This window comes from Aeromonas tecta (assembly GCF_000820185.1).
Classification (GTDB): Bacteria; Pseudomonadota; Gammaproteobacteria; order Enterobacterales; family Aeromonadaceae; genus Aeromonas; species Aeromonas tecta.
The window spans coordinates 54,784-77,150 of sequence record NZ_CDCA01000037.1 but is presented as its reverse complement, the minus strand read 5'-3'; the positions used below and the strand labels follow the sequence as shown (position 1 = coordinate 77,150).

Sequence of the window (22,367 nt, the reverse complement as noted above, 5' to 3'; positions counted from 1 at the left end):
TATCCATATCGGCCTTGTTACACATTCATCAGCACCACGGCGCCGGTGACCAGCATATTGAGCAGGGTCAGCGGCAGGCAGACTTTCCAGCCAAAAGACATTACCTGGTCGAAACGCGGGCGGGGCAGGGAGGCCCGCAGCAGGATGAAGAACACCATGAAACAGGCGGTCTTCAGGGCGAACCAGATGAAGGGCGGCAGCCAGGGGCCGTGCCAGCCACCGAAGAACAGGGTCACGATGAGGGAGGAGACCAGCACGATGCCGATGTACTCGCCCACGAAGAACAGACCCCACTTCATGCCCGCATACTCGATGTGATAACCGTCGGCGAGTTCTTGCTCGGCCTCCGGCTGATCGAACGGGTGGCGGTGGGTGACGGCGACACCGGCAAACAGGAAGGTGATGAAGCCCAGGATCTGGGGTACCACGTTCCACAGATCTGCCTGGGCCTCGACGATCTCCCGCAGGTTGAAGCTGCCGGTCTGGATGACGATGCCCATCAATGACAGGCCGAGGAACACCTCATAGGAGAGGGTCTGAGCCGAGGCACGCAGGCTGCCGAGCAAGGAGTACTTGTTGTTGCTAGACCAGCCGGCGAATAGCACGGCGTAAACCGCCAGCCCTGCGATAGCCAGGATGTAGAGCAGGCCCACGTTGAGATCCGCCACGCCCCAGGTGGGGGTGATCGGCACCACCGCAAACGCCAGAATGAAGGCGGTAAAGGCGATGATGGGAGCCAGCACGAATATCCGGCGATCGGCGAACGGTGGGATCCAGTCCTCCTTGAAGAACATCTTGACCATGTCGGCCGCCAACTGCAGCAGGCCGAAGGGGCCCACCCGGTTGGGGCCGTAGCGATCCTGCCAGAGTGCCAGCAGACGGCGCTCGATGAAGCTCATGAAGGCACCGGCCCCCACTATGCCCACCAACACGATCAGGGCCTTGCCTACTTCCAGCAACAGGTCGATCAGCTCATCACTCATGCTATGGCCTCCTGCAGGTTATCGATAAAGGCGTGATGCAGCGCGGTCGGCAAGCCGTTGGCGCCAAGGGGCAGGCCGAGCAGGCCCTGGGCCAGTTGATCACTGACACGCAGGGTCAGCCGCCAGTGGTTGCCACCCCAGGAGAGAGCGACCTGACTGCCGGCACTGAGGGACAGGCGACTGGCGTCGGCCGGGTTCAGCACCAGGGTGGGGTCGCTCATCCGCGCCTGAATGACCGGGCTCTTGGCGGAGAGTTCCTCGCCGCCAAACAGCTGATCGTAACTCACCACCTGCAGCGCCTCCCGAGCCTGGAAGGGCGCGGGGATGCTGTCGAACCAACCCAGGCTATCTTCGCCCGGCTCCAGCAGACGGCGGCCGGGATCTCCGGCGCGCAGGTTGCCACCCACCTCGTCCTGGAACTTGTTCCAGGCAGAAGGGGAGTTCCAGCCCGGCGCCCAGGCAAAAGGCACCTGTTGCAGCGGTTGGCGGGCACCGGCGTAGCCTTCCATGGAGAAGTTGAACGGCGAGTCAGGATCTTGGGCGACCCTGGGCTCGCTCACGTTCTGATCCGCCAGCATGGAGGTGCGGCCGCTGTAGCGGTGCGGCTCGCGAGCGAGCTTCATGCCGCGGATGCGCAAACCCGCGTTGGGGGCGGCTTCGCGCATGGTGGCCAGCAGCGGCGCGCTGGCGGCGCAGGCACTGCTCACCTCATCGAAGTTGTTCCAGCGCAGGGGCTTGCGCTCCAGGGCGCCTTGCAGCGCGGCCAGCCAACGCCAGCTCTCACGCACCTGAATGTCGGCATCGTAGAAGGCGGGGGCATAGACCTGGAAGAAGCGCTGGGCGCGGCCTTCCATGTTGATGAGGGTGCCATCGGCTTCGGCGAAGCTGGCGGCGGGCAGTACCAGGCCGGCCTTCTTGGCGGTGCCGGTATCTTGATGGTCGACCACCAGCAGATGCTGCAGGCGTTCGATGACGGCATCGACCCGGCTACGCGGGGCGCGGCGGTAGAGATCGTTCTCCAGGGTGATGAGCGCGAGCTTTTCCTCCCCTTCGATACGCTCAAAGGCGGCTTCCAGCGGCGCGGCGCCGCCGGCCAGCATGGCCAGACCCAGGCTGTTGGTCTCTTGCGCTACCAGCGCCAGATCCACCGCCTGACCACGGCCCTTGAGGGCGCGGGCGATATTGCTGGCCGCGTCGAGCAAGGCCTGATTGCGGGCACCGGCGCCTGCGATGATGAGCGGCTTCTTGGCGTTGCCAAGCAACTCGGCCCATTGAGCGGCCAGGGCTTGCTGTTCGCTTGAGAGATCAGTCAGGGCTGGGGCCGAGCCATCGAGCAGATGGGCGATGGCGAAACCGAGACGCGCCTGATCGGCATGAGGGGCGTGCAGGGTGCCGCTCGCCACGTCGTCAAGACGGGTGGCGTCCAGGCTGGTGATCAGCAGCGGGTAGCGCTCGTTCTGAGCCAGGGTCTGCACGGCGGCGACCTGCCAGAGATCGACCTTCATCTTGCGGGCGATTTCGCGGCCTTTGCCCTTGACCGCCTGGCGCAGGGCCAGGGCGATGCGGGCGGCAGTCTGGGTGACATCTTCGCCCAGTACCAGCACGGCGTCGGCTTCTTCCATGTCGCGCAGGCTCGGGGTGCGCACGCCGCCATGCTGCAGGATCTGCAGCATTTTTTGCAGGCATTCCCATTCGCTCTTCTCAACACCGCTGTAGAAGTTGGCGGCGCCAACCAGCTCGCGCAGGGCGAAGTTACTCTCAAGCGAGGCGCGGGGCGAGCCGATACCGATGACGCCGGAGGCGGTGCGCAGGGCGTCGGCAGCGCGGTTCAGGGCACCGTCCACCGTGATGGCGAGGCGATCGTTGCCATCCTGGAGCAGAGGTTGGCGCGGGCGCTCGGCCAGATTGACATAGCCATAGCCGAAGCGGCCGCGGTCACACAGGAAGTAGTGGTTCAGGGCGCCGTGGTAGCGGTTTTCGATGCGGCGCAGCTCGCCGTAACGCTCACCCGGGCTGATGTTGCAGCCGACCGAGCACTGCTGGCAGACGCTGGGGGCGAACTGCATGTCCCATTTGCGGTTGTAGCGCTCGGAGTGAGTCTTGTCGGTGAACACACCGGTGGGGCAAACCTCCACCAGATTGCCGGAGAACTCGCTCTCGAGAGTGCCATCCTCGACCCGGCCGAAGTAGACGTTGTCGTGGGCGCCGTAGACGCCGAGATCCTCGCCACCGGCGTAATCCTTGTAGTAGCGCACGCAGCGATAGCAGGCGATACAGCGGTTCATCTCATGATTGATGAAGGGGCCGAGATCCTGATTCTGGTGGGTACGCTTGGTGAAGCGGTAGCGACGGCTGTTGTGGCCGGTCATTACCGTCATGTCTTGCAGGTGGCAGGCGCCGCCCTCTTCACACACCGGGCAGTCGTGGGGGTGGTTGGTCATCTGCCACTCCACCACGCTCTTGCGAAACTCCTTCGCCTCTTCATCCTCGATGGAGATATAGCTGCCATCGGTGGAGGGCGCCATGCAGGACATGACCAGGCGGCCCCGCTTGTCATCGGCGTTTTGATACTGCTTCACCGCACACTGGCGGCAGGCACCGACGCTCCCGAGCGCCGGATGCCAGCAAAAATAGGGGATATCGAGGCCCAGCGACAGACAGGCTTGCAGCAGGTTGTCTGCCCCGTCTACCTCGTACTCTTTACCGTCTACATATATGGTGGCCATACAACTTCCCTGACTTCAATTAGATAAAATCTTTGGCTCGCGCTAGTTCAGACCGACCAGCTGCGGACGCACAGTCGCGTCTTACCAGCGTTCGCCCAGCAGATTGGGCTGGATCCCTTTGAGTAACTTGCGATTATCCTGTGGCCCCTTGATACCGGCCTCGAACTCGGATCTGAAATACTTCATCGCACTGCCAAGGGGCTCGACGGCGCCAGGGGCGTGAGCGCAGAAGGTCTTGCCCGGGCCGAGGAAGTTGCACAGCTGTTCAAGGGTCGCGAGATCGCCGGGCTGGCCTTCGCCACGCTCCAGTGCTCGCAATAGCTTGACGCTCCAGGGCAGGCCATCGCGACAGGGAGTACACCAGCCGCAGGATTCGCGGGCGAAGAACTCTTCCATGTTGCGCAGCAGGGAGACCATGTTGATGCTGTCATCCACCGCCATGGCGAGGCCGGTGCCCATGCGGGTGCCGACCTTGCCGATGCCTCCGGCGTACATCTGGGCATCCAGATGTTCTGGCAGCAGGAAGCCGGTACCGGCGCCGCCCGGCTGCCAGGCCTTCAGGCGATAACCTGGCTTCATGCCGCCGGCATAGTTTTCAAACAGCTCGCGGGCGGTGATGCCAAAGGGCAGCTCCCACAGACCCGGGTTGTTGACCTTGCCGGAGAAGCCCATCAGCTTGGTGCCGTGATCTTCCGAGCCCGGCAGCGCCAGTCCCTTGTACCATTCGACGCCACTGCCGATGATGGCGGGGACGTTGCACAGGGTCTCGACGTTGTTGACGCAAGTCGGTTTGCCCCAGACGCCGGAGACGGCAGGGAAGGGGGGCTTGGCGCGCGGGTTGGCGCGGCGCCCTTCCAGGGAGTTGATGAGCGCTGTCTCTTCGCCGCAGATGTAGCGACCCGCGCCGGTGTGAACGAACAGCTCAAAATCAAAGCCAGAGCCCAAGATGTTCTTGCCGAGCAAACCGGCGGCCTTGGCTTCTTCCACCGCACGGCGCAGGTTGACGGCGGCGTCCACGTACTCGCCGCGCAGGAAGATGTAACCGCGATAGGCCTTGAGCGCGCGGGCCGAGATGATCATCCCCTCGATCAGCAGGTGGGGCAGTTGCTCCATCAGCAGCCGATCCTTCCAGGTATTCGGCTCCATCTCGTCGGCGTTGCAGAGCAGGTAACGGATGTTCATGCTCTCGTCTTTGGGCATCAGCCCCCACTTGACCCCGGTGGAGAAACCGGCGCCGCCGCGGCCCTTGAGACCGGCGTCCTTGACGGTGTTGACGATCTCGTCCGGGGTCATCTGACCCAGCGCCTTGCGGGCCGCATCATAGCCCTGCTTGGCCTGATATTCCTCAAGCCAGACCGGCTGGCCGTCGTCGCGCAGTCGCCAGGTCAGCGGGTGGGTTTCGGCCGCGCGCGGGGTGCGGTTGGCGGTGCCAAGGGATGCCAGGCTCATGGATAAGCCTCCAAAGTCTTGAGCAGGTTGACGGCATCGAGTCCGCCGTAGGTGTCGTCGTCGATCATCAACGCCGGACCCTTGTCGCAGTTGCCGAGGCAGCAGACCGGCAGCAGGGTGAAGCGGCCATCGGCCGAGGTTTGGCCGGGGGCGAGATCCATCACCTCTTTCAGGCCGGCCAACAGCTGCTCGTGGCCGTTGATGTAGCAGACCATGCTGTCACAGACCCGGATGATGTGACGACCCACTGGTTGGCGGAAGATCTGGCTATAGAAAGTCGCGACCCCCTCCACGTCGCTGGCGGGGATGCCGAGCAGGCCGGCGATGGCGTGGATGGCACCATCCGGTACCCAGCCATGGGTCTGCTGCACTATCTTGAGTGCTTCGATGCTGGCGGCGCGGGGATCTTCGTAGTGGTGCGTCTCATGCAGGATGGCGTCGTGTTCGGCCTGACTCAGGACGAACTCCTCTTTCAGTCCTGGGACGAGTCCATCCCCCTTGCCCTGACATGCACTCTGTCCCGCTGGAGACCCTGTGTTCTTGCACTGACATTGCTGGCTCATGACTTAAACCTTTTGTCGCTTATTCTCTTGTCGCGCCGCCGGTCGCGGCGGGGCGATGACTCAACGATCCACATCCGACATAACGAAATCGATACTGCCCAGGTAGGCGATGAGATCCGACACCATCTGGCCACGGATCACCGAGGGGATCTGCTGCAGGTGGGCAAAGCTCGGGGTCCGGATCCGGGTCCGGTAGCTCATGGTGGAGCCGTCGCTGGTCAGGTAGTAGCTGTTGATCCCCTTGGTCGCCTCTATCATCTGGAAGGATTCTGCGGCCGGCATGACCGGGCCCCAGGAGACTTGCAGGAAGTGGGTGATCAGGGTCTCGATGTCTTGCAGGGTGCGCTCTTTGGGCGGCGGCGTGGTGAGCGGGTGATCCGCCTTGAACGGCCCCTCCGGCATGTTTTTCATGCACTGCTCGATGATGCGCAGGCTCTGGCGCATCTCCTCGAGGCGCATCATGCCACGGTCGTACACGTCGCCATTGGCACCGACGGGAACCTCGAACTCGAACTGATCATAGCCCGAATAAGGACGCCATTTGCGCACGTCGAAGTTGAGGCCGGTGGCGCGCAGACCGCCGCCGGTGACGCCCCAGGCCAAGGCCTGTTCGGTGGTGTAGGGGGCAACGCCGATGGTGCGGCCACGCAAGATGCTGTTGCGCATAGCGGCTTTTTCGTACTCCATCAGTCGCTTGGGCAGCCAGCTCAGCAGGTTGTCCTGAATGAGGCGGGCCCAACCCTGGGGCAGATCGTGCGCCACCCCGCCGATGCGGAACCAGGCCGGGTGCATGCGGGCGCCCGTGATGGCTTCGATGATGGTGTAGATCTTCTGGCGATCGGTGAAGGTGAAGAAGACCGGGGTCATGGCACCCACGTCCTGGATGTAGGTACCGAGGAACAGCAGGTGACTCTGGATGCGGAACAGTTCCGCCATCATCACCCGGATCACGTCGACCCGGTTCGGGACCTTGATCCCCGCCAGCTTCTCGACCGCCAGCACATAGGGTAGGTTGTTCATCACGCCGCCCAGGTACTCGACCCGGTCGGTGTAGGGGATGTAACTGTGCCAGGACTGGCGCTCGCCCATCTTCTCGGCGCCACGGTGGTGGTAGCCGATGTCGGGCACGCAGTCGCGGATCTCTTCGCCATCGAGCTGCAGCACCAGACGGAAGGCGCCGTGGGCGGAAGGGTGGTTGGGCCCCAAGTTCAAGAACATGTAGTCCTCGTTCTCGTTGCCGCGGTTCATGCCCCACTCTTCGGGCTTGAACAGCAGGTTATCCTGCTCCTGATCCTGTTTGACCGCATCGAGCATGAAGGGATCGAATTCGGTGGCGCGCGCCGGGTAATCCTTGCGCAGCGGGTGACCCTGCCAGCTCTTGGGCATCATGATGCGCGTCAGGTGCGGGTGACCGGCGAAGGTAATGCCCAGCAGATCCCAGACTTCCCGCTCGTACCAGTTGGCGTTCGGGAAGTGCTTGCTGATGGTCGGCAGGTTGAGATCGCTCTCCATCAGGGGCACCTTCAGCATCACATCGGCGTTACGGTCGATGGAGATGAGGTGATAGAAGACGGTGAAGTCGCTCTCGGGCAGGCCGTGGCGATGGCTGCGCATCCGCTCGTCGGTGGCGCTCAAGTCAAACAGCATCACGAACGGGGAGGGGAGCTTGCGCAGGAAGGCGATGACATCCACCAGCAGATCGCGCGACAGCCAGATGACCGGTACCCCGGTGCGGGTGCTTTGCACGGTGAAACGCTCAGCGCCGAAATGGGCAAACAGTTCGCCGACCACCTGGGCATCCCGGTGATCGGAGGATTGCCATTGGGCCATGGCGTAGTTACTGGGAAACTCTCGAGTCAATTTCATGATCAGATCTCATCCGGCGTGCGCAGGTTGGTGACGTTGATCCGCTCACCGCGCTTGCGATCCTTCTCCGCCGGCATCTCGGGGCGGTAGATCCCCTGATCGCCGACCACCCAGGAGAGGGGGCGACGTTCCTTGCCGATGGAGTCTTGCAGCAGCATTAACGCCTGCAAAAATGCCTCTGGACGGGGCGGACATCCTGGAATATAGACGTCAACTGGCAGGAACTTGTCCACACCCTGCACGACGGAGTAGATGTCGTACATGCCGCCCGAGTTGGCGCAGGCCCCCATGGAGATGACCCACTTGGGTTCGAGCAACTGTTCATACAGGCGCTGGATGACGGGGGCCATCTTGATGAAGGGGGTGCCGGCGATCACCATGAAATCCGCCTGACGAGGCGAGGCCCGGATGACTTCGGCGCCGAAACGGGCCACGTCATGGGGGGAGGTGAAGGCGGTACACATCTCCACATAGCAGCAGGAGATGCCGAAGTTGTAGGGCCAGAGCGAATTCTTGCGACCCCAGTTGACGGTGTCTTGCAGCACCTCCTCGAGACGCCCAATCATGATGCCGCGTCCCGCCTCTTGGGCTAGGGGATCCTCGACAGTCTGGCGTTGTTCCTGGGGGTAGCGCTCAACCGGCGCATCCGGGTCAATCCGGGTCAGGGTGTACTTCATGGTGCAACCTCAAAGGGATAATCGGTAATTCAGTCTGGCTTCTTGTCCGTCAGGACGCGCTTTTTCGGAGCCCAGTCGAGGGCACCAATACGCCACAGGTAGATAAGGCCTACCAGCAGCAAGGTGATAAAGATGGTGGCTTCAATAAAGCCGACCCAACCACTTTCCCGAACGGAAACGGACCAGGCGAAGAGATAGAGCGCCTCGACGTCGAAGATGACGAAGAACATGGCGACCAGGTAAAACTTGGCGGAGAAGCGCAGGCGGGCGTTGCCGACGGACTCGATGCCCGATTCGAAGGGTTTGTTTTTGGCTCGTCCGTAAGCACGACCCCCGAGCAGGGCTGCCAGGCCGATCATGGTCAGGCAGATACAAATAGCCCCAATGACATAGACAGCAAAAGCCCAATGCTGGACAGCAATATCAGCAAACATATAGGTTTTCCCTAACCGAATTAATCATGTGACTTAACAAGGGTGCTACGTATTATGCCAGCTTCGTACTGATTTACATGTCATTTCAAAGGATTAATTATTAATCAATGGGAGGAAAGTCGCTTTTTGCTAGCGGGGTCAATTTTCTCATTTGAGAATCATTTTCAATCGCTTTTACGACGTTCAAAATATGACTGGATCGTTTGGAAAATAAACTAATCAGAAAAGGGAAAGGCCCCGCATTGCGGGGCCTTTCATTCAAGAGTTGATCACATCCTGATCACAAGTGGTTAGCCCGTTGATCAGGGGCTGAGCACGGGGAGCGATTGTTCGGCTGCCTTGCCCTGGGAGAGCACTATCTCCACCCGCCGGTTGGCTTGTCGATGAGCAGGGGTGTCGTTGGCAAAGCGGGGCTGGGTGTCGGCCGCCCCTTGCGCCACTATCCGTGTGGCATCCAGTTTGGGGTTGGTGAGCAGGGTGTGCACTATGGTGGCCGCCCGCAGTACCGACAGCTCCCAGTTGTTGCGATAGAGCTCCACCGGCGCCTGTGAATTGTCGGTGTGGCCGGTGACGACCACCATGCCCGGGATATCAGCCAACACGTCGGACACCTTGTTGACCAGCGGGATGAACTGGGGCTGCAGGAAGGCAGAATCGGCCGGGAACAGGGTCTTCTCGCCGATGCGGATCACCAGCTGGCTGCCGAGCTGCTCTACCTCGATCTCCTTGGACTCGATCTGGCTCTTGAGCTGCTGCTCCAGCTTGGGTTTGGTGACGGCGGCCCAATCCTGCTCCTTGGTCTTGTGGGGCCAGGCTTCCGTTGCGCTCGGTTTCTCCGAGGCGCCGATAGTCTCGTTGAACGGATCCGAAGCGGCTGCCGGCGTCTGGGTATCCAGCACCTGCTCTTTTTGGGAGGTGCCCGGGGTGGTCTTGGACTCGGGCTCCAGAATGCCGGTGCCTCCCTGCATCACGGGAGAGCCGGCGGGCATGGAGATGAGGCCAATCTTGCCCAGTGACTCGATGAAGCCCTGGATCAGCACCCGGGTCTCCGACTGCTTGGCCATGGCGAAGGAGTAGAGCACCACGAACAGGGCAAACAGCAGGGTCATGAAGTCGGCGTAGGAGACCAGCCAGCGCTCATGGTTCTCCGGCGCTTCAGCCTTTTTCTTTTTGGCCACCGTGACCTCCGAGGTAAGGTTCGAGGGTGACTTGCAGTCGCTGCTGGGATTCGCCGTCCACGATGCAGAGGATGCCGGTCAGGGTCATCTCCTTGTAATGACGGATCTGGTGGGCGAAACCCTTGTAGCGGTTGCCAAACGGCAGGAAGATGAGGTTTGCGGCGCCCACGCCGTAGATGGTGGCGATGAAGGCAACCGCGATGGCGCCCCCCAGCTTGTCGGGTTGATCGAGCAGTCCCATGGCGTGGATCAGGCCGAACACGGCGCCGACTATCCCCATGGTCGGGCAGTAACCGCCCATGGCTTCGTAAAATTTGACGGTCTGTTCGAGATCCTCTTGCTCGAATTCGATCTCGTTTTCCAGCACCTCGTGGATCTTGGTCTTCTCGTAACCGTCGACCATCATCTGCACTCCCTTTTGCAGGAAGGGATCCTTGATGTCATCGATCATGCCTTCCAGCGCCAGCATGCCGCTGCGCCGTGCATTGCCCGCCAGGGTTTCCAGCAACTGGGCTTGCTCCAGCATGTCGAGACGCAGGGGAGAGATGAGCCATTTGAAGCGCTTCAGGGTTTTCCCCACCACGGCGAAGGGGAACTGGGTCAGCGCTGCCCCCACGGTTCCCCCGATCACGATGAGGAAGGCGGGCAAGTCGAGCAGCGCGCTCGGATGCCCGCCCTCAATCATGTTGCCACCCAATATGGCTGCCAAGGCTAACAGCAAACCGATCAGACTCATTTATCCATGTCCCTCTGCGAAAAATGTAGCTAGTGTAGCCATTTAACTATCAGTTTTTCAAAAGGATATCCAATCGGCGAGCAATATCTGGAGCGCCAGGCCGAGCGGATCCTCTCCTTGTGTCGGCCTGAGCGGCAAAATCATGAGGGTATAAGGGATGTACCGTGTTGGTTCGATGCAAAGCGCGAACAGGTGACGGTGATGCGACGGGAGAAGAGGAAATGCTCAGCGCGCTGGTTGATGGCTGAAGGAGGGAGAAGAGATCACATCGTTCATGGCCCAACGACGGTGGTAAACACCAAAAAGCAAAAAACCGACCCTGAGGTCGGCTTTTTTTATTTGGCGATGAGGGATTGACTCGCGCCATCCCTGGCGCTCGCCCTGCGGGCAGCCTGCGGCTGTCCAGAAGGGCTATCCTGCCCTCCTGTCGAACCAGGGTCCAAACCGAGCCGCCCATCATCGGATAAAACTAAAGGGCCTGTCTTGCGACAGGCCCTTTAGTTTTATTTGGCGGTGAGGGAGGGATTCGAACCCTCGATACGTTGCCGTATACACACTTTCCAGGCGTGCTCCTTCAGCCACTCGGACACCTCACCAAATTTTCGACTGCGGTTTAACGTGTCCAATCACCACGTCGTTCGCCGCGCTGTTGCGCTGGAACGGGGCGTAAGATAGGGGAAAGCGGACCTTGGGTCAAACACTTTTCCCCTTATTTTTCATCATCTTTATCGAATGCTTATCCCTTGAACAGAGTGCCGGTTTTTTAAACCGGTTCAGGGCTTGTCCAGGATGACCAGGCTGTCGGGCAGCTCGTTCTGATCCCGGGTGGCCGGAAACGCATCGGTCAGGATGGCGCTGGTGCGTTCGACGCACTCGAGGAAGCCCTGCTCGACCTCCTTGTTGCGTACCCGAACCACGAAGTCATCGATGATCTGTTGCCACTGCGCATTGTCGATGTGCTGGGCGATGCCATCGTCCACCAGGATCTCCACATAATGTTCGGCCACCGAGACGAAGATCAGCACCCCGAGCCTGTCCCGGGTGCGGTGCAGCCCCTGCTCAATAAATTGCAGTCGGGCCATCAGGGCCGCCCTGTGCTGGCGTACCTTCTTCGGGATCAGCCGCATCTTGATCGGGGTCCAGTGGAACAGCAGGCTGAGCAGCAACCAGACCGACCACTGTACCAGCAGGATCTCGTACCAGCCGAGCCAGAAGCCGAGCTGGAACACCAGAAGCGGGGTGAGCATGGCCAGGAGGGCAGCCCAGAGGGTCGGGATGTAGCGATAGCCGTCGCTGGCCGGGGCCAGCACGGTGACCAACTCGGCGTCCGTCGCCTGCTCTGCCTGTCGCACCTTGGCCTGCAAGGTGTGATAAAACTGTTTCGAAATCATTATGTTGTCTCTGTCTTCCTGATTACCAGCCACCGGAGGCGCCGCCGCCACCGAAACTGCCGCCACCGCCGCTAAAACCGCCGCCACCAAAGCCTCCGCCGATACGCCCGGCGCCAAAGCCGCCAGCCAGATAGGCAGCCCGGCGACGACCACCGGAGCCACCGCCACCGCCTCCGCGCAGGTTGTGCAGCACGATCATCACTATCACCATCAGGATGAACAACCAGGGGCCGCCCCCTTTGTCTTCCTTGGCGACATCCACCGGTTTGTACTCGCCAGCCAGGGCCTGCATGATGCCCTTACTGCCAGAGACGATGCCGGCCACCATGTCGCCGCGCTTGAAGGCGGGCAGGATCCGGGTCTGGATGATGTTGGCGGCGATGGCGTCGGGCAGGGCGCCCTCCAGCCCATAACCCACCTCGATGCGCACCTTGCGCTCATCTTGTGCGATCAGCAGCAGCACGCCGTTGTTCTTGTCCTTCTGGCCAATGCCCCAGTGGCGGCCGAGTTGATAGCCGTACTCTTCGATGGTGTCGCCATTCAGGCTGTCGATGGACACCACCACCAGCTGAATGCCACTGCGTTTTTCAAAGGCCGCCAGTTGCTGGGTCAGTTGGTGGGCCTGCTTGCGGGACATCAGGTTTGCCTGGTCCACCACCCGACCGCTGAGGGCGGGGAACTCGGGAGCAGCCTGCGAGGCCGTTGTCCACAATAGCAGGCAGCAGAGCAGCGCCAGAAGCCACGGCTGTGTCGTGCCCCTGTGCCAGGCCGCGGGCCTAAGCCTGCGGGTCATCTGGTTCATTGGAAGCTCACCTTGGGCGCCTCATCGGCACCTGGCTTGGCGCTGAAGCTGGGCTTGGCGGTGAGATCCGAGTAGAGCAGCTTGGACCAGATGACGCCGGGGAAGGTGCGGATCTCGGTATTGAACTGGCGCACCGCTTCTATGTAGTCGCGTCGGGCCACCGAAATACGGTTCTCGGTACCTTCCAGCTGGGCCTGCAGGGTGAGAAATTGCTGATCCGCTTTCAGATCCGGGTAGCGCTCGACCACTACCATCAGCCGGGAGAGGGCGCTGGAGAGTTGATCCTGCGCGGCTTCAAATGCCTTGAGCTGGGAGGGATCGCTCACCTGCAGGCTACCGACCCGGGCGCGGGCATCGGTCACCGCCTTGAGGGTCTCCTGCTCGTGGGTGGCATAACCCTTGACGGTCGCCACCAGGTTGGGAATGAGATCGGCGCGGCGTTGGTACTGGTTCTCGACCTGGCCCCAGCTCGCCTTGACCTGCTCGTCCAGGGTCGGAATGTTGTTCATGCCGCATCCGGTCAGCCCCAGCAGCAGGGTCAACATCAACAGGCTCTGCGTGGTCTTGTGCCAGAGAGAAGTGGCCATCTTGTTGTCTCCATTGGATGTATTTAATTCGGCGTAGACACCATACCAGCTTGTGGTCAGCCGCCACAACGGCTCGGTAGGGTGGGGGCCTGGTAGCTCATCGACACCTTGGGTAGCTGGGGTTTGTCTTTGAGCCAGGACGCCAGCTCGGCGCCGCAGCCATTGCCGGGCGGGATCGGCGCCTGGGGCTGGCAATCCGGGCTGCCTGCCGGACAGCGCAACCGGACGTGGAAGTGGCTGAAGTGACCGACCCAGGGCCGCAGCTTGGCGACCCAGGGCTCGTCTCCCGCGCGTTTGCAGACTTCGGCCTTGAGCACCGGGTTGATAAAGATCCGGGTCACCTCGGGCTGGTTGGCGGCCAGTCTCAGCAGGGTGAGTTGCTGGGGGCCGAAGCGACCCGGCAAGACGCGATAACTGGGCTCATCGATGAGGGCCCACTCCTTGGGCGCATCCTGCTCCCATTTGCTGATGGGCCGGTTGGCCATCCGAAACCAGATGTCGGCGTCGAGGCCGGTCTGGTGGCTGCGGTGACCCGAGCTGAAAGGGCCGCCCCGCGCCATGGCGAGATCAGCAATATAGAGATCCGGCATGCCGGCCATCTTGGTGCGACTCGCCAGCCCCTGCAGGTAGTGAATGAGATCGGGGTGCCCGTAGTAGCGCAGTCGCTTGCTGCGAATGACCTGATAGCCAGGGCCAGACAGCGGCAGGGCCATGGCATTGGTCAGGCAGCCGGCGGAGTAGCCGCCGATGGCCTCGGCATAGAGGGCACTGGTCATAAACAGCAGGCTGGTGGCAAACATGAGACTCCCGGCAGTAACGCCCCGAAGGCGGGCTTGAGTGTGGGCTCAGATAACCTCAATCATATCAACAGACTCCCCCGGTCGTCATCCGCCCTGCCAAGCGAGTTGCAACGAGCGGGGGGCTTGCGCACAATGCGCGGCAACAAGTATGCGGCAACCCAAATACAGTCTGGTTGCGACAATTGAGTAAAGGAGTGAAAGATGAGGGTCAGTGAACTGGCAGCGCAGGCGGACATATGCTGGTTGATGCCCCCGGCAGGGCGCTTCTATGGGGTCATGGCCAGCCTGCTGCTGGCGAGTCTGGGGACAGTGGTGGCTGCTATTGCGCTGGGTTATCCCGAGATGGGGCTACTGCCCTGGGTCGGTCTGGTGTTTGGCGGCATAGTGCTGCTGATGATGGTGTTGCCGCGCAATTGGCAGCGCTGGCGGTTGGCCGAGCTTGCCTGGGATGAGCAACATATCTATCTGCTCAACGGCGGCAATGACCAGGCGCTGGCATTGCCCAGAGCGGCGCTCGTTGGCATCGAGCGAGATCGCAAGGTGGGGCACGATGGCCAATGGCTCGACTTCAGTCTGGATCTGGCGCTGGATGCCGATACCCTGGCCAAGACCACGGCGTTGCTAGGCCTGGCCCGGGAAGGCACTCATGAGGTGGCGCCCGGCATCTACCGTTTCGGCTTTAAGCGAGCCTGGCACAGTCGCCGTGCCCTCAACGGGATCCTGGCTGCGCTGCAACCCGCCTGATCTGACTATTTTCTCGACAACTTGCCATAAAGCTCGGATACTGCCTCTGATTCGAATTGATCTTTCCTGCTCGGTTAGTCCAAGAGATCAAGGACTTGGGTTACGGGGTGGGGAGTGCCACGGCATGATGCCATGGCAGGTCCGGCATGGGGGTTGTGCCCTTACTTCCAGGCTGGTGGATGCATAGATAAGGCACCTTGAATCGAGAGTGGATGGCATGAAGATTTACGTAGGTAATCTGTCGTACCGGATGACGGCCGACGAACTGACAAATGTGTTCAGCCAATTTGGAGAGGTAGAGAAGGTCGATATCATCATCGACCGCGATACCGGTCAGTCCAAGGGATTTGGCTTCATTGAAATGCCTGTCAACGGGGATGCCGAGAAGGCCATCGCCGGGTTGCATGGCACCGAAATAGGCGGCCGCACCATCACAGTCAATCAGGCCAAACCGAAGACAGATGCACCTCGTGGTCGCCCCCAGCGCCATCGTTGAGTCGTCTCGATAACGTAAAACGGCATGGATAACTCCATGCCGTTTTTGTTTGTGTGCTGCGATGCCGGCGAGATGGGGCTGGCGATGAGGCGTTAGCTCTCACATACAAAAAGCGGTATGGATGACGCCACACCGCCTTGTTGTCACTGCTCGTCAGCGCATGCCGGGATCAGGGTACGTCGTAGCCAAGCGCGGCCTTGCGGATGCGGAACCACTGTTGACGGTTGAGCACGATGGACTCGGCGGCCACGGCGGCGGCGATCCGCTCGCGCTTGCCGGAGCCGATGAGCGGCAGCGGCTGGCTCGGCAACATCATCACCCAGGCGTATACAATCTGCTCTATGGTCTGGGCCCCCACTTCCTGGCGGATCTGCTCGAGTTCGGCGCGCAGCACGCCAAAGGCGGGATCGTTGAACAACCGGCCACCGCCGAGGCAGGACCAGGCCATCGGCTTGATGCGCAGTTGCTGGCATTGATCCAGAGTGCCATCCAGGGTGCTGTCTTGATGAAGCGGCGAGATCTCCAGCTGGTTGGTGACCAGCGGGAAGGAGAGGCGCGATTGCAGCAGCTCGAACTGGCGGGGGGTGAAGTTGGAGACGCCGGCGTGCTTGATCTTGCCCGCCTGCTTCAAGGTGATGAAGGCATCGGCGACCTCATCGGCATCGAGCAAGGGATCTGGGCGGTGGATTAGCAGCAAGTCCAGATGGTCGGTGCCGAGTTTTTGCAAGGAGGCCTCGGCGCTGGCGATGATGTGCGCCTTGCCGGTGTTGTAGTGATTGAGCGCATGCTCCGGCTTGGCGGTGAGGGCGATGCCGCACTTGCTGACGAGCTCCATCCGATTGCGCAGGGAGGGCTCGAGACGCAGGGCCTGGCCGAATGCTGCTTCACACTGATAGCCGCCATAGATGTCGGCGTGATCGATGGTGGTCACCCCCAAATCCAGGTGGTACTTCATCAGATCCAGCAGGGCGGCCGGGGAGAGTTGCCACTCCATCAGACGCCAGTAGCCCATGATGAGGCGGGAGAAGGTCGGGCCTTCGGCGTGCAGGGCAAGACGAGATACGGACATGATGACTCCTAGGCAGATAAAGGCAGAATAAATGCTGCCAGCATCTTGGTCTCTTCTGCCGGACATGGCAATAATGCGCGCCTCGCTAATTCGAACTCTGGTTCGGGAAATAGAGACAGGAGAGTGTTTGATGGACGGATTTGCCGCCAGGCTGCAGAGCCTGATCGGGGAGGGCAGCGTCAGTGCCTTCGCCCGCAAGGTCGGGTTGAGCGAGGCGCTGCTGCGTAAATATTTGAAGGGGGCCGAGCCCGGTCTTGGCAAGGCCAACCAGATTGCCATGGGGGCCAACTGCTCGCTGGAGTGGCTCGCAACAGGTTGCGGCTATCTCTATCGTCAGGCCGAGGTGGTCGACAGGGAAGCGTTGGCTGCAGCCAGTCTGCTGCTGCAGGAGCGGAATCCCGAACAGGCATTACCCGATGAGGATCAGCTCGTTACCCTGCTCGCCTATTATCAGTTTTTGCGCAGCCACAAGCAGGCAGACGGCTTTCTGGACCTGGCGCGGGCACGTGAATTTGGTCGCCATCTGGACGAAGCTTGAGTGCGACGAGCGGTGGCCTGGCCTGCGGCAGGCCATTATTCTGATACCCTCTAAACAAACAGCAAATCCAAGGACATGGAGATGGGCTATCTGATCCTGGGCAGTGGTGGATTGGGCACGGCGCTCGCGCGGGAGCTGGCCGCCCGTGGCGAGGAGTGGCAGTTGGCGGGCAGGCAGTTGCCAAAGGGGCTGGATCCGGTTCGTTTTTTCCCGCTGCAGGAGGTGGATCCGCTCTCCTTCGAGGCTCTGTTCACCCTTTATGATGGGGACACCCTGCCGCACGTGGTGATCAACACCATCGGCCTCCTGCACGATCTCAGCAGCATGCCGGAACGGTGGGTGGAGGAGGTCAATCCCCAGTGGCTGGCAGAGAGCCTGCAGGCCAACGCCTGGCCGCACCTGGCGCTCGGTGCCAATCTCAGTCGGCGGATGAGCCCGGATTCCCGCCTGTGGCTATGCTCTATTTCCGATCTGGCGGGCAGTCTGGGGAACCATGAAGCCGGTCATCACCACTCGGCCAGCCGCTATAGCTACCGGATGAGCAAGGCCGCCCTCAACATGGGGGCCAGGATCCTGGCCGCCGAGTGGACCGGGCGCTTCCCCTTGGCGGGTGTGGTCACCGTCCACCCCGGGCCCATGAATACCCCCATGCAACAACCCTTCCTGCACGAGATAGAGCCGGGCCGCCTGCAGGATCCCGCCCTGGTCGCCCCCCGACTGCTGGATCTCATCGCAGGCTTGTCGCTGGCGCAATCTGGCACCTTTATGGATTTGCAGGGGCGCGCACTGCCCTGGTGAGCCGTCACCGGGCTCACATTCCAGAAAGACCTCGCTTGCCAAGCCCGTCTCGGCTGGCTAACGTCATCCTCCTGCCTCAGGAGGGATCTCATGCGCTATATCGATTTACGAAGTGATACCGTCACCCAACCCACGGATGCCATGCGCCAGAGCATGTTGCACGCCGAGGTTGGCGATGATGTTTATGGGGAAGACCCCAGTGTCAACGCGCTGGAACGCCGTGCTGCCGAGCTGCTCGGCAAGGACGCAGCGCTGTTTGTGCCATCGGGCACCATGTCCAACCTGCTGGCGGTGATGAGCCATTGCCAGCGCGGGGAAGGGGCCGTGCTCGGCAACGCCGCCCACATCTACCGCTATGAGGCGCAAGGCAGTGCCGTGCTGGGCTCGGTGGCCCTGCAACCAGTGGCCATGCAGGCCGATGGCACCCTGGCGCTGGCCGATGTAAAGGCGGCGATTGCACCCGATGATGCTCACTTCGCCCAGACCCGGCTTATCTGCCTCGAGAACACCCACAACGGCAAGGTGCTGCCACTGCCTTATCTGTACGAGATGCGTGCTTTCGCCGACAGTCAGGGCCTGCAACTGCATCTGGATGGTGCCCGCCTGTTCAATGCGGTGGTGGCGAGTGGTCAGACGGTGGCGGCGATCGCCGCGCCTTTCGACAGCGTCTCCATCTGCCTCTCCAAGGGGCTGGGGGCACCGGTCGGATCGCTGCTGGTGGGGGCGCACCATGTTATCGCCCGGGCCAGGCGGCTGCGCAAGATGCTGGGGGGCGGCATGCGCCAGGCGGGTGTTTTGGCGCAGGCGGGTCTGTTTGCGCTGGAACAGCACGTGGCGAGGCTGGCAGATGATCATCGCCGGGCCAAACGGCTGGCCGAGGCACTGGCGGCGCTGCCAGGCATAGCGCTGGATCTCGCTCAGGTGCAGACCAATATGGTGTTCCTACGGCTGACATCGGGTGAGAGCGCCCCCTTGCTTGCCTTTATGAAGGAGCGCGGCATCCTCTTCTCGGGTTATGGCGAACTGCGGCTGGTGACCCACCTGCAGATCAATGATGACGACATCGAAGAGGTGATCGATGCCTTCACTGAGTATCTGGGGCGCTAAGCCTGGCCACGACGACAGATGAAAGAAGGGCGCTCATAAGCGCCCTTCTTTTTGCATCAGGATACATCAGGCAGCCGATTCAACCCTGGCGTTGACCCATCATCAACATGGCTTCGTCGGTCGCGTCGTAGATCATGATGGCCAGATGGGTCACTTGACCGCTGAAATCGGCAAGGGGCACCAGCGTCAGGTTCTGATACATGTGGGGCGCCGAGCCGGTGATGGGGCGGTAGTTGGAGAAGCGCAGCAGGTAGGGGCGCTGCTCCCAGGTGCTGAAGGCGCGGTTGTTGAGCTTGAACACCATGTTGGCCTTGCGTTCCAGCCAGGCCCTGTCGACGTCCGGGAAGAGATCGAACAGTACCTGATCGCGCACCTCACCGGCCAAGCGACTGCTATGGCTCTCCATGAAGCCATTCCACACCTGCACCCTGTACTCCTTGTCGAGCACCACCAGCCCCACGTCCAGGTTCTGGACTATGTTCATCAGCCAATGAAATTCACGGATTTCCATGGTCACTCCTAGGGCATGTGCATGATTTTGTTGTTTTATAGATGTTGGCGATGGCATCGACAGCAAATCGCTAGAGCATATGCATGATCTTGTTGTTCATGGTGGCAATGGAATCTTCGGTAAACAGCAGCAGCAGGTCGCACTGCACCGCGTATCCCTGGATCCGGTAGTTGATCTCGATGGCCAAGGTGCGGCGCCAGCGGCTCTTGTTGGTGTGGATGAGATCCTCGATGGGTCTGTGCTGGCCGAGCACCACGGGGTGGCCTTGGCTGAAGGGGGTATCGAGCTGGCTGGCGTAGCCGCGCAGGAAGGCGCCGATCAGCACGTTGGCGGTATCCATCAGCAGCTCCAGCTCGGCGTTGTGATCCAGCGGGCCCTGGTGATCCATCAGCCGGGCCAAGTCCTGGAAGCTGGCGTCGTGGAACAAGATGAGCGCCTCGCCGGCGATGCCGGCGCCGATGAAGCCCTGACAGACGGCGGAGCGAGTGCCCGACTCGGCGGCGGCCGAGAGCGCCATGTGCAGCTCGGAAACCTCCAGCACATTGGCGTTCGGGATGGGCAGCAGCACGAAGGCATCGAGCAGGCGGGCTAGCAGATCGGCGGCCTGGCCCATGGCGACGTTGGCGAGCTCCTGATAGACGTCACGCAGCTCAGGTGTAAACAGCAGGGGGCTCTCGGCCGGGGGCTGGCCAAGGGTGGGGACGGCGGTGTGGCTGGTTGGCGGCGTTGCCCCCTGCCACAGACCGTGTTGGCTGAGGAGCGCCCGCAGCGTCTCGGGGGCGGCTGGCTTTTTTATGAAATCCAGTGCACCCAGCGCCATGACACGTTGATAGGCTTCCGGCTGGATATCGCCGGAGACCACGATCACCTTGTTGCGCAATCCCTCTCGCTGGAGGGTCTCCAGTACCCCGTAGCCATCCATTTCTGGCATGGTCAGATCCAGAAAGATCAGATCGCCATGCCCCATCAGGATCTGCTCAACCCCTTCCAGACCATCGGCCGCCTGGTGCAGGGTGATGTTCCAACCGGCAGGCAGCGCCCTTGCCAACTGCTTTCGAGCAAACCCCGAGTCATCACATATCAATACATTCATAGTGTTAGCTGGCCTGTGCAACGAGCGTAGCGCTAAGTGTGAGCCACCAACCGTCAGATGCAATGGGGCAGGGCAGTTGCCGGTGAAAATTGGTAGTCCCATTGATGACTGCGGTAACGCGCGGAATATTTCTCGACGAATTCGGCAAACATCTTAACACGCAATGGGGTGAACTGGGGTTGGCAGCGCAGCATGTAGAAGGGGCGCTGGCCGGAGCGCCAGTCAGGCAAGACGGCGACCAGCTGCTCATCTTGCAGGAAGGGATACACGTAGTGCAGCGGGGCGTTGACGATGCCGAGGTGGCGGCGCGCGGCGCGCACAGCCGCCTGGGTCTGATTCACGGTCAGCCGGGCGGCGCGCTTGATCGGCACCATCTGTTCATCCCGTCCCAGCAGCTGCCAGTGCTGGTGTGGCCAGCAATAGATGAGATCATGTTCTTCCAGCTGGGTCGGGTGGGAGGGGATCCCCATCTTCTCCAGATAGAGCGGCGAGGCGAACAGGCCATATTCGATGTGACCCAGGCAGAGCGCATTGGGCAGGGCCTGGGGCAGTTCGCCGTTGAAGAACACCAGATCCCGGTCCTGATCGTTGAGCAGATGGTGATCATTGGTCTGGCTGATGTCGAACTGTACCCCGGGATAGCGCAAGCCGAAGTCGGCCAGCATGTCGATCAATATGGTGTTGGAGAGCGCGATGGGGGCTGCGAGGCGGATCACCCCGCAGATGTCGGCGTCCTGACCCTGGATCTCGCCGGTCGCCTGCTCTATGTCGGCCAGCGGGGTGCACAGGCGTTCGTAGTAGCGCAGACCCTCGTCGGTGAGGCGCAGCTTGCGGGTGGATCTGTGCAGCAAGGTGCAGCCAAGCTGCTCTTCCAGCTGAGAAATACGTCGACTGATGGTGCCGGTCGGCATGCCCAGCGCGGCTGCGGCGTGGGAGAAACCGCCCTCTTGCACCACCTTGACGAACAGATAGAACTCTTCGATGTACTTCATAAGCGGTATAAGGGGTGTTCTGAATGTAACAAGCCAGCGACCTTATGAAGAGTCGCCTGGCTTGGCAAGCGCAATCCGGCGTTTAATTGATCTGGATTAGATTCGACTCCCGTCGATATTGGTTCAATAAACGGATAAATTCGGCAGGCTCCCTGTCCAGGCTGTTATCGGGCACCAGCAGATCATACCCCAGCAAGTCGCGCAGACGCGCCATGCGATTGCCCAGCATGGCGATGACGCCCTCATAGCGCTGGCCGGAGGGGGAGCGAAAACGACTCTCCTCCAGCAAGCCCCCCTCCAGCAGGCTGGCGCCACAACTGCCACTCAGGCAGGCGGGTTGTTCGCTCTTCATCGCCTGCAGCAGCACGGCCCGCTGCTCGGTGAGCAGGCGCACGGCCAGCCTGGGTGTGATCAACGTCAAAAAATCGTCGTAATCCTTAATTTTCAAACCGATATAGGGCAGGGCAACCAGATCCCACCCTAAATGGATACGAGGCTGGTCAATTCGCTGGATATTTCCCCATTTCAGGATCCAACCCCCGTATTTATGGTGATATTGCAGACAATCGTGACAAAGGGAGAGACTTAATCGAGGCTCTGCTAACTTTGATATACCGATAAAAGCCATCATCAAGCCAGCCAACAGACCGATGACGGCCGGGATTAGTGGTTGTTCACGGAGTAAAAAAAGTATAAAAATCATAGTAATGGTTACGGCCATACCCAGCCATACCAGCGTGAGTCCATTTTTCCTGACCATGGGTATCACATGTAGCGTTTTCATATGAAGTCGGCCCTCTCTTCGCGTGCTTTTTTCCAGATTATGG

General features: G+C 61.0%; 23 protein-coding genes and 1 tRNA gene. 5 read left to right on the top strand and 19 right to left on the bottom strand.

What is annotated here, in order from left to right:
* Nucleotides 1-17: 17 nt before the first annotated feature.
* The 14 genes from nuoH to mepA form a co-directional block, all read right to left on the bottom strand.
* Nucleotides 18-983, bottom strand: a complete 966-nt coding sequence (nuoH, locus tag BN1137_RS17615; RefSeq protein ID WP_050719838.1) for an NADH-quinone oxidoreductase subunit NuoH — start codon at nucleotides 981-983, stop codon at nucleotides 18-20.
* Nucleotides 980-3,709 carry an NADH-quinone oxidoreductase subunit NuoG gene (gene nuoG / locus BN1137_RS17610; protein WP_050719837.1) on the bottom strand — a complete coding sequence of 910 codons (2,730 nt, stop codon included), beginning with the start codon at nucleotides 3,707-3,709 and terminating at the stop codon, nucleotides 980-982. Before nuoG ends, nuoH begins: the two co-directional genes overlap by 4 nt.
* Before the next feature lie 81 nt (nucleotides 3,710-3,790).
* Nucleotides 3,791-5,158 carry an NADH-quinone oxidoreductase subunit NuoF gene (gene nuoF, locus BN1137_RS17605; protein ID WP_050719836.1) on the bottom strand — a complete coding sequence of 456 codons (1,368 nt, stop codon included), beginning with the start codon at nucleotides 5,156-5,158 and terminating at the stop codon, nucleotides 3,791-3,793.
* Nucleotides 5,155-5,721 (bottom strand): NADH-quinone oxidoreductase subunit NuoE, encoded by a 567-nt coding sequence (nuoE, locus tag BN1137_RS17600; RefSeq protein ID WP_157433817.1) that lies wholly within the window; start codon nucleotides 5,719-5,721, stop codon nucleotides 5,155-5,157. Before nuoE ends, nuoF begins: the two co-directional genes overlap by 4 nt.
* A gap of 60 nt (nucleotides 5,722-5,781) precedes the next feature.
* A complete protein-coding gene (nuoC, locus tag BN1137_RS17595; RefSeq protein ID WP_050719835.1) occupies nucleotides 5,782-7,587 on the bottom strand; it encodes an NADH-quinone oxidoreductase subunit C/D in 1,806 nt (601 codons plus the stop codon).
* Nucleotides 7,588-7,589: 2 nt separating this feature from the next.
* On the bottom strand, nucleotides 7,590-8,264 hold the full coding sequence (locus tag BN1137_RS17590; RefSeq protein WP_050719834.1) for a NuoB/complex I 20 kDa subunit family protein: 675 nt from the start codon (nucleotides 8,262-8,264) through the stop codon (nucleotides 7,590-7,592).
* 29 nt (nucleotides 8,265-8,293) lie between these two features.
* The gene (locus tag BN1137_RS17585; RefSeq protein ID WP_050719833.1) at nucleotides 8,294-8,698 is read right to left on the bottom strand and encodes an NADH-quinone oxidoreductase subunit A; all 405 of its coding nucleotides are present in this window, start codon (nucleotides 8,696-8,698) and stop codon (nucleotides 8,294-8,296) included.
* Nucleotides 8,699-9,000: 302 nt separating this feature from the next.
* Nucleotides 9,001-9,876 carry a flagellar motor protein MotB gene (locus tag BN1137_RS17580; protein WP_050719832.1) on the bottom strand — a complete coding sequence of 292 codons (876 nt, stop codon included), beginning with the start codon at nucleotides 9,874-9,876 and terminating at the stop codon, nucleotides 9,001-9,003.
* Complete coding sequence (locus BN1137_RS17575) at nucleotides 9,854-10,612, bottom strand: flagellar motor protein (protein ID WP_050719831.1); 759 nt, start codon at nucleotides 10,610-10,612, stop codon at nucleotides 9,854-9,856. The genes BN1137_RS17580 and BN1137_RS17575 overlap by 23 nt, the downstream gene beginning before the upstream one ends.
* A gap of 508 nt (nucleotides 10,613-11,120) precedes the next feature.
* Nucleotides 11,121-11,208: transfer RNA gene (locus BN1137_RS17570), tRNA-Ser, on the bottom strand.
* 177 nt (nucleotides 11,209-11,385) lie between these two features.
* Complete coding sequence (locus BN1137_RS17565; protein ID WP_050719830.1) at nucleotides 11,386-12,003, bottom strand: TPM domain-containing protein; 618 nt, start codon at nucleotides 12,001-12,003, stop codon at nucleotides 11,386-11,388.
* Between the two features lie 22 nt (nucleotides 12,004-12,025).
* Complete coding sequence (locus BN1137_RS17560; RefSeq protein WP_157433830.1) at nucleotides 12,026-12,796, bottom strand: TPM domain-containing protein; 771 nt, start codon at nucleotides 12,794-12,796, stop codon at nucleotides 12,026-12,028.
* Nucleotides 12,797-12,801: 5 nt separating this feature from the next.
* A complete protein-coding gene (locus BN1137_RS17555) occupies nucleotides 12,802-13,392 on the bottom strand; it encodes a LemA family protein (RefSeq protein ID WP_050719829.1) in 591 nt (196 codons plus the stop codon).
* Between the two features lie 56 nt (nucleotides 13,393-13,448).
* A complete protein-coding gene (gene mepA, locus BN1137_RS17550; RefSeq protein ID WP_050719828.1) occupies nucleotides 13,449-14,192 on the bottom strand; it encodes a penicillin-insensitive murein endopeptidase in 744 nt (247 codons plus the stop codon).
* Between the two features lie 201 nt (nucleotides 14,193-14,393).
* On the opposite strand from mepA, the gene BN1137_RS17545 reads away from it, so the two are divergent.
* On the top strand, nucleotides 14,394-14,936 hold the full coding sequence (locus BN1137_RS17545) for a hypothetical protein (RefSeq protein WP_050719827.1): 543 nt from the start codon (nucleotides 14,394-14,396) through the stop codon (nucleotides 14,934-14,936).
* A 217-nt stretch (nucleotides 14,937-15,153) separates the two neighbouring features.
* Complete coding sequence (locus tag BN1137_RS17540) at nucleotides 15,154-15,432, top strand: RNA recognition motif domain-containing protein (RefSeq protein ID WP_081965963.1); 279 nt, start codon at nucleotides 15,154-15,156, stop codon at nucleotides 15,430-15,432.
* Nucleotides 15,433-15,601: 169 nt separating this feature from the next.
* Here the strand turns inward: BN1137_RS17540 and BN1137_RS17535 are convergent, their stop codons facing one another.
* Nucleotides 15,602-16,501, bottom strand: a complete 900-nt coding sequence (locus BN1137_RS17535; protein ID WP_050719826.1) for an aldo/keto reductase — start codon at nucleotides 16,499-16,501, stop codon at nucleotides 15,602-15,604.
* A 130-nt stretch (nucleotides 16,502-16,631) separates the two neighbouring features.
* Between BN1137_RS17535 and BN1137_RS17530 the strand changes: the two genes are divergently transcribed.
* From BN1137_RS17530 to ltaE, 3 genes are all read left to right on the top strand, one after another.
* The gene (locus BN1137_RS17530; RefSeq protein WP_050719825.1) at nucleotides 16,632-17,039 is read left to right on the top strand and encodes a hypothetical protein; all 408 of its coding nucleotides are present in this window, start codon (nucleotides 16,632-16,634) and stop codon (nucleotides 17,037-17,039) included.
* Nucleotides 17,040-17,120: 81 nt separating this feature from the next.
* A complete protein-coding gene (locus BN1137_RS17525; RefSeq protein ID WP_050719824.1) occupies nucleotides 17,121-17,837 on the top strand; it encodes a Rossmann-fold NAD(P)-binding domain-containing protein in 717 nt (238 codons plus the stop codon).
* A gap of 90 nt (nucleotides 17,838-17,927) precedes the next feature.
* The gene (ltaE, locus tag BN1137_RS17520) at nucleotides 17,928-18,944 is read left to right on the top strand and encodes a low-specificity L-threonine aldolase (protein WP_050719823.1); all 1,017 of its coding nucleotides are present in this window, start codon (nucleotides 17,928-17,930) and stop codon (nucleotides 18,942-18,944) included.
* A gap of 79 nt (nucleotides 18,945-19,023) precedes the next feature.
* Here the strand turns inward: ltaE and BN1137_RS17515 are convergent, their stop codons facing one another.
* The 4 genes from BN1137_RS17515 to BN1137_RS17500 all read right to left on the bottom strand — a co-directional run bounded on the left by BN1137_RS17515 (nucleotide 19,024) and on the right by BN1137_RS17500 (nucleotide 22,324).
* Nucleotides 19,024-19,455, bottom strand: coding sequence for a PAS domain-containing protein (locus tag BN1137_RS17515; RefSeq protein ID WP_050719822.1), 432 nt, complete (start codon nucleotides 19,453-19,455; stop codon nucleotides 19,024-19,026).
* A gap of 70 nt (nucleotides 19,456-19,525) precedes the next feature.
* Entirely contained in the window at nucleotides 19,526-20,548 is a 1,023-nt protein-coding gene (locus tag BN1137_RS17510; RefSeq protein ID WP_050719821.1) for a response regulator, read from the bottom strand.
* A gap of 53 nt (nucleotides 20,549-20,601) precedes the next feature.
* The gene (locus BN1137_RS17505) at nucleotides 20,602-21,540 is read right to left on the bottom strand and encodes a LysR family transcriptional regulator (RefSeq protein ID WP_050719820.1); all 939 of its coding nucleotides are present in this window, start codon (nucleotides 21,538-21,540) and stop codon (nucleotides 20,602-20,604) included.
* Between the two features lie 82 nt (nucleotides 21,541-21,622).
* Nucleotides 21,623-22,324, bottom strand: a complete 702-nt coding sequence (locus tag BN1137_RS17500; RefSeq protein WP_050719819.1) for a DUF2982 domain-containing protein — start codon at nucleotides 22,322-22,324, stop codon at nucleotides 21,623-21,625.
* Between the last annotated feature and the right edge of the window lie 43 nt (nucleotides 22,325-22,367).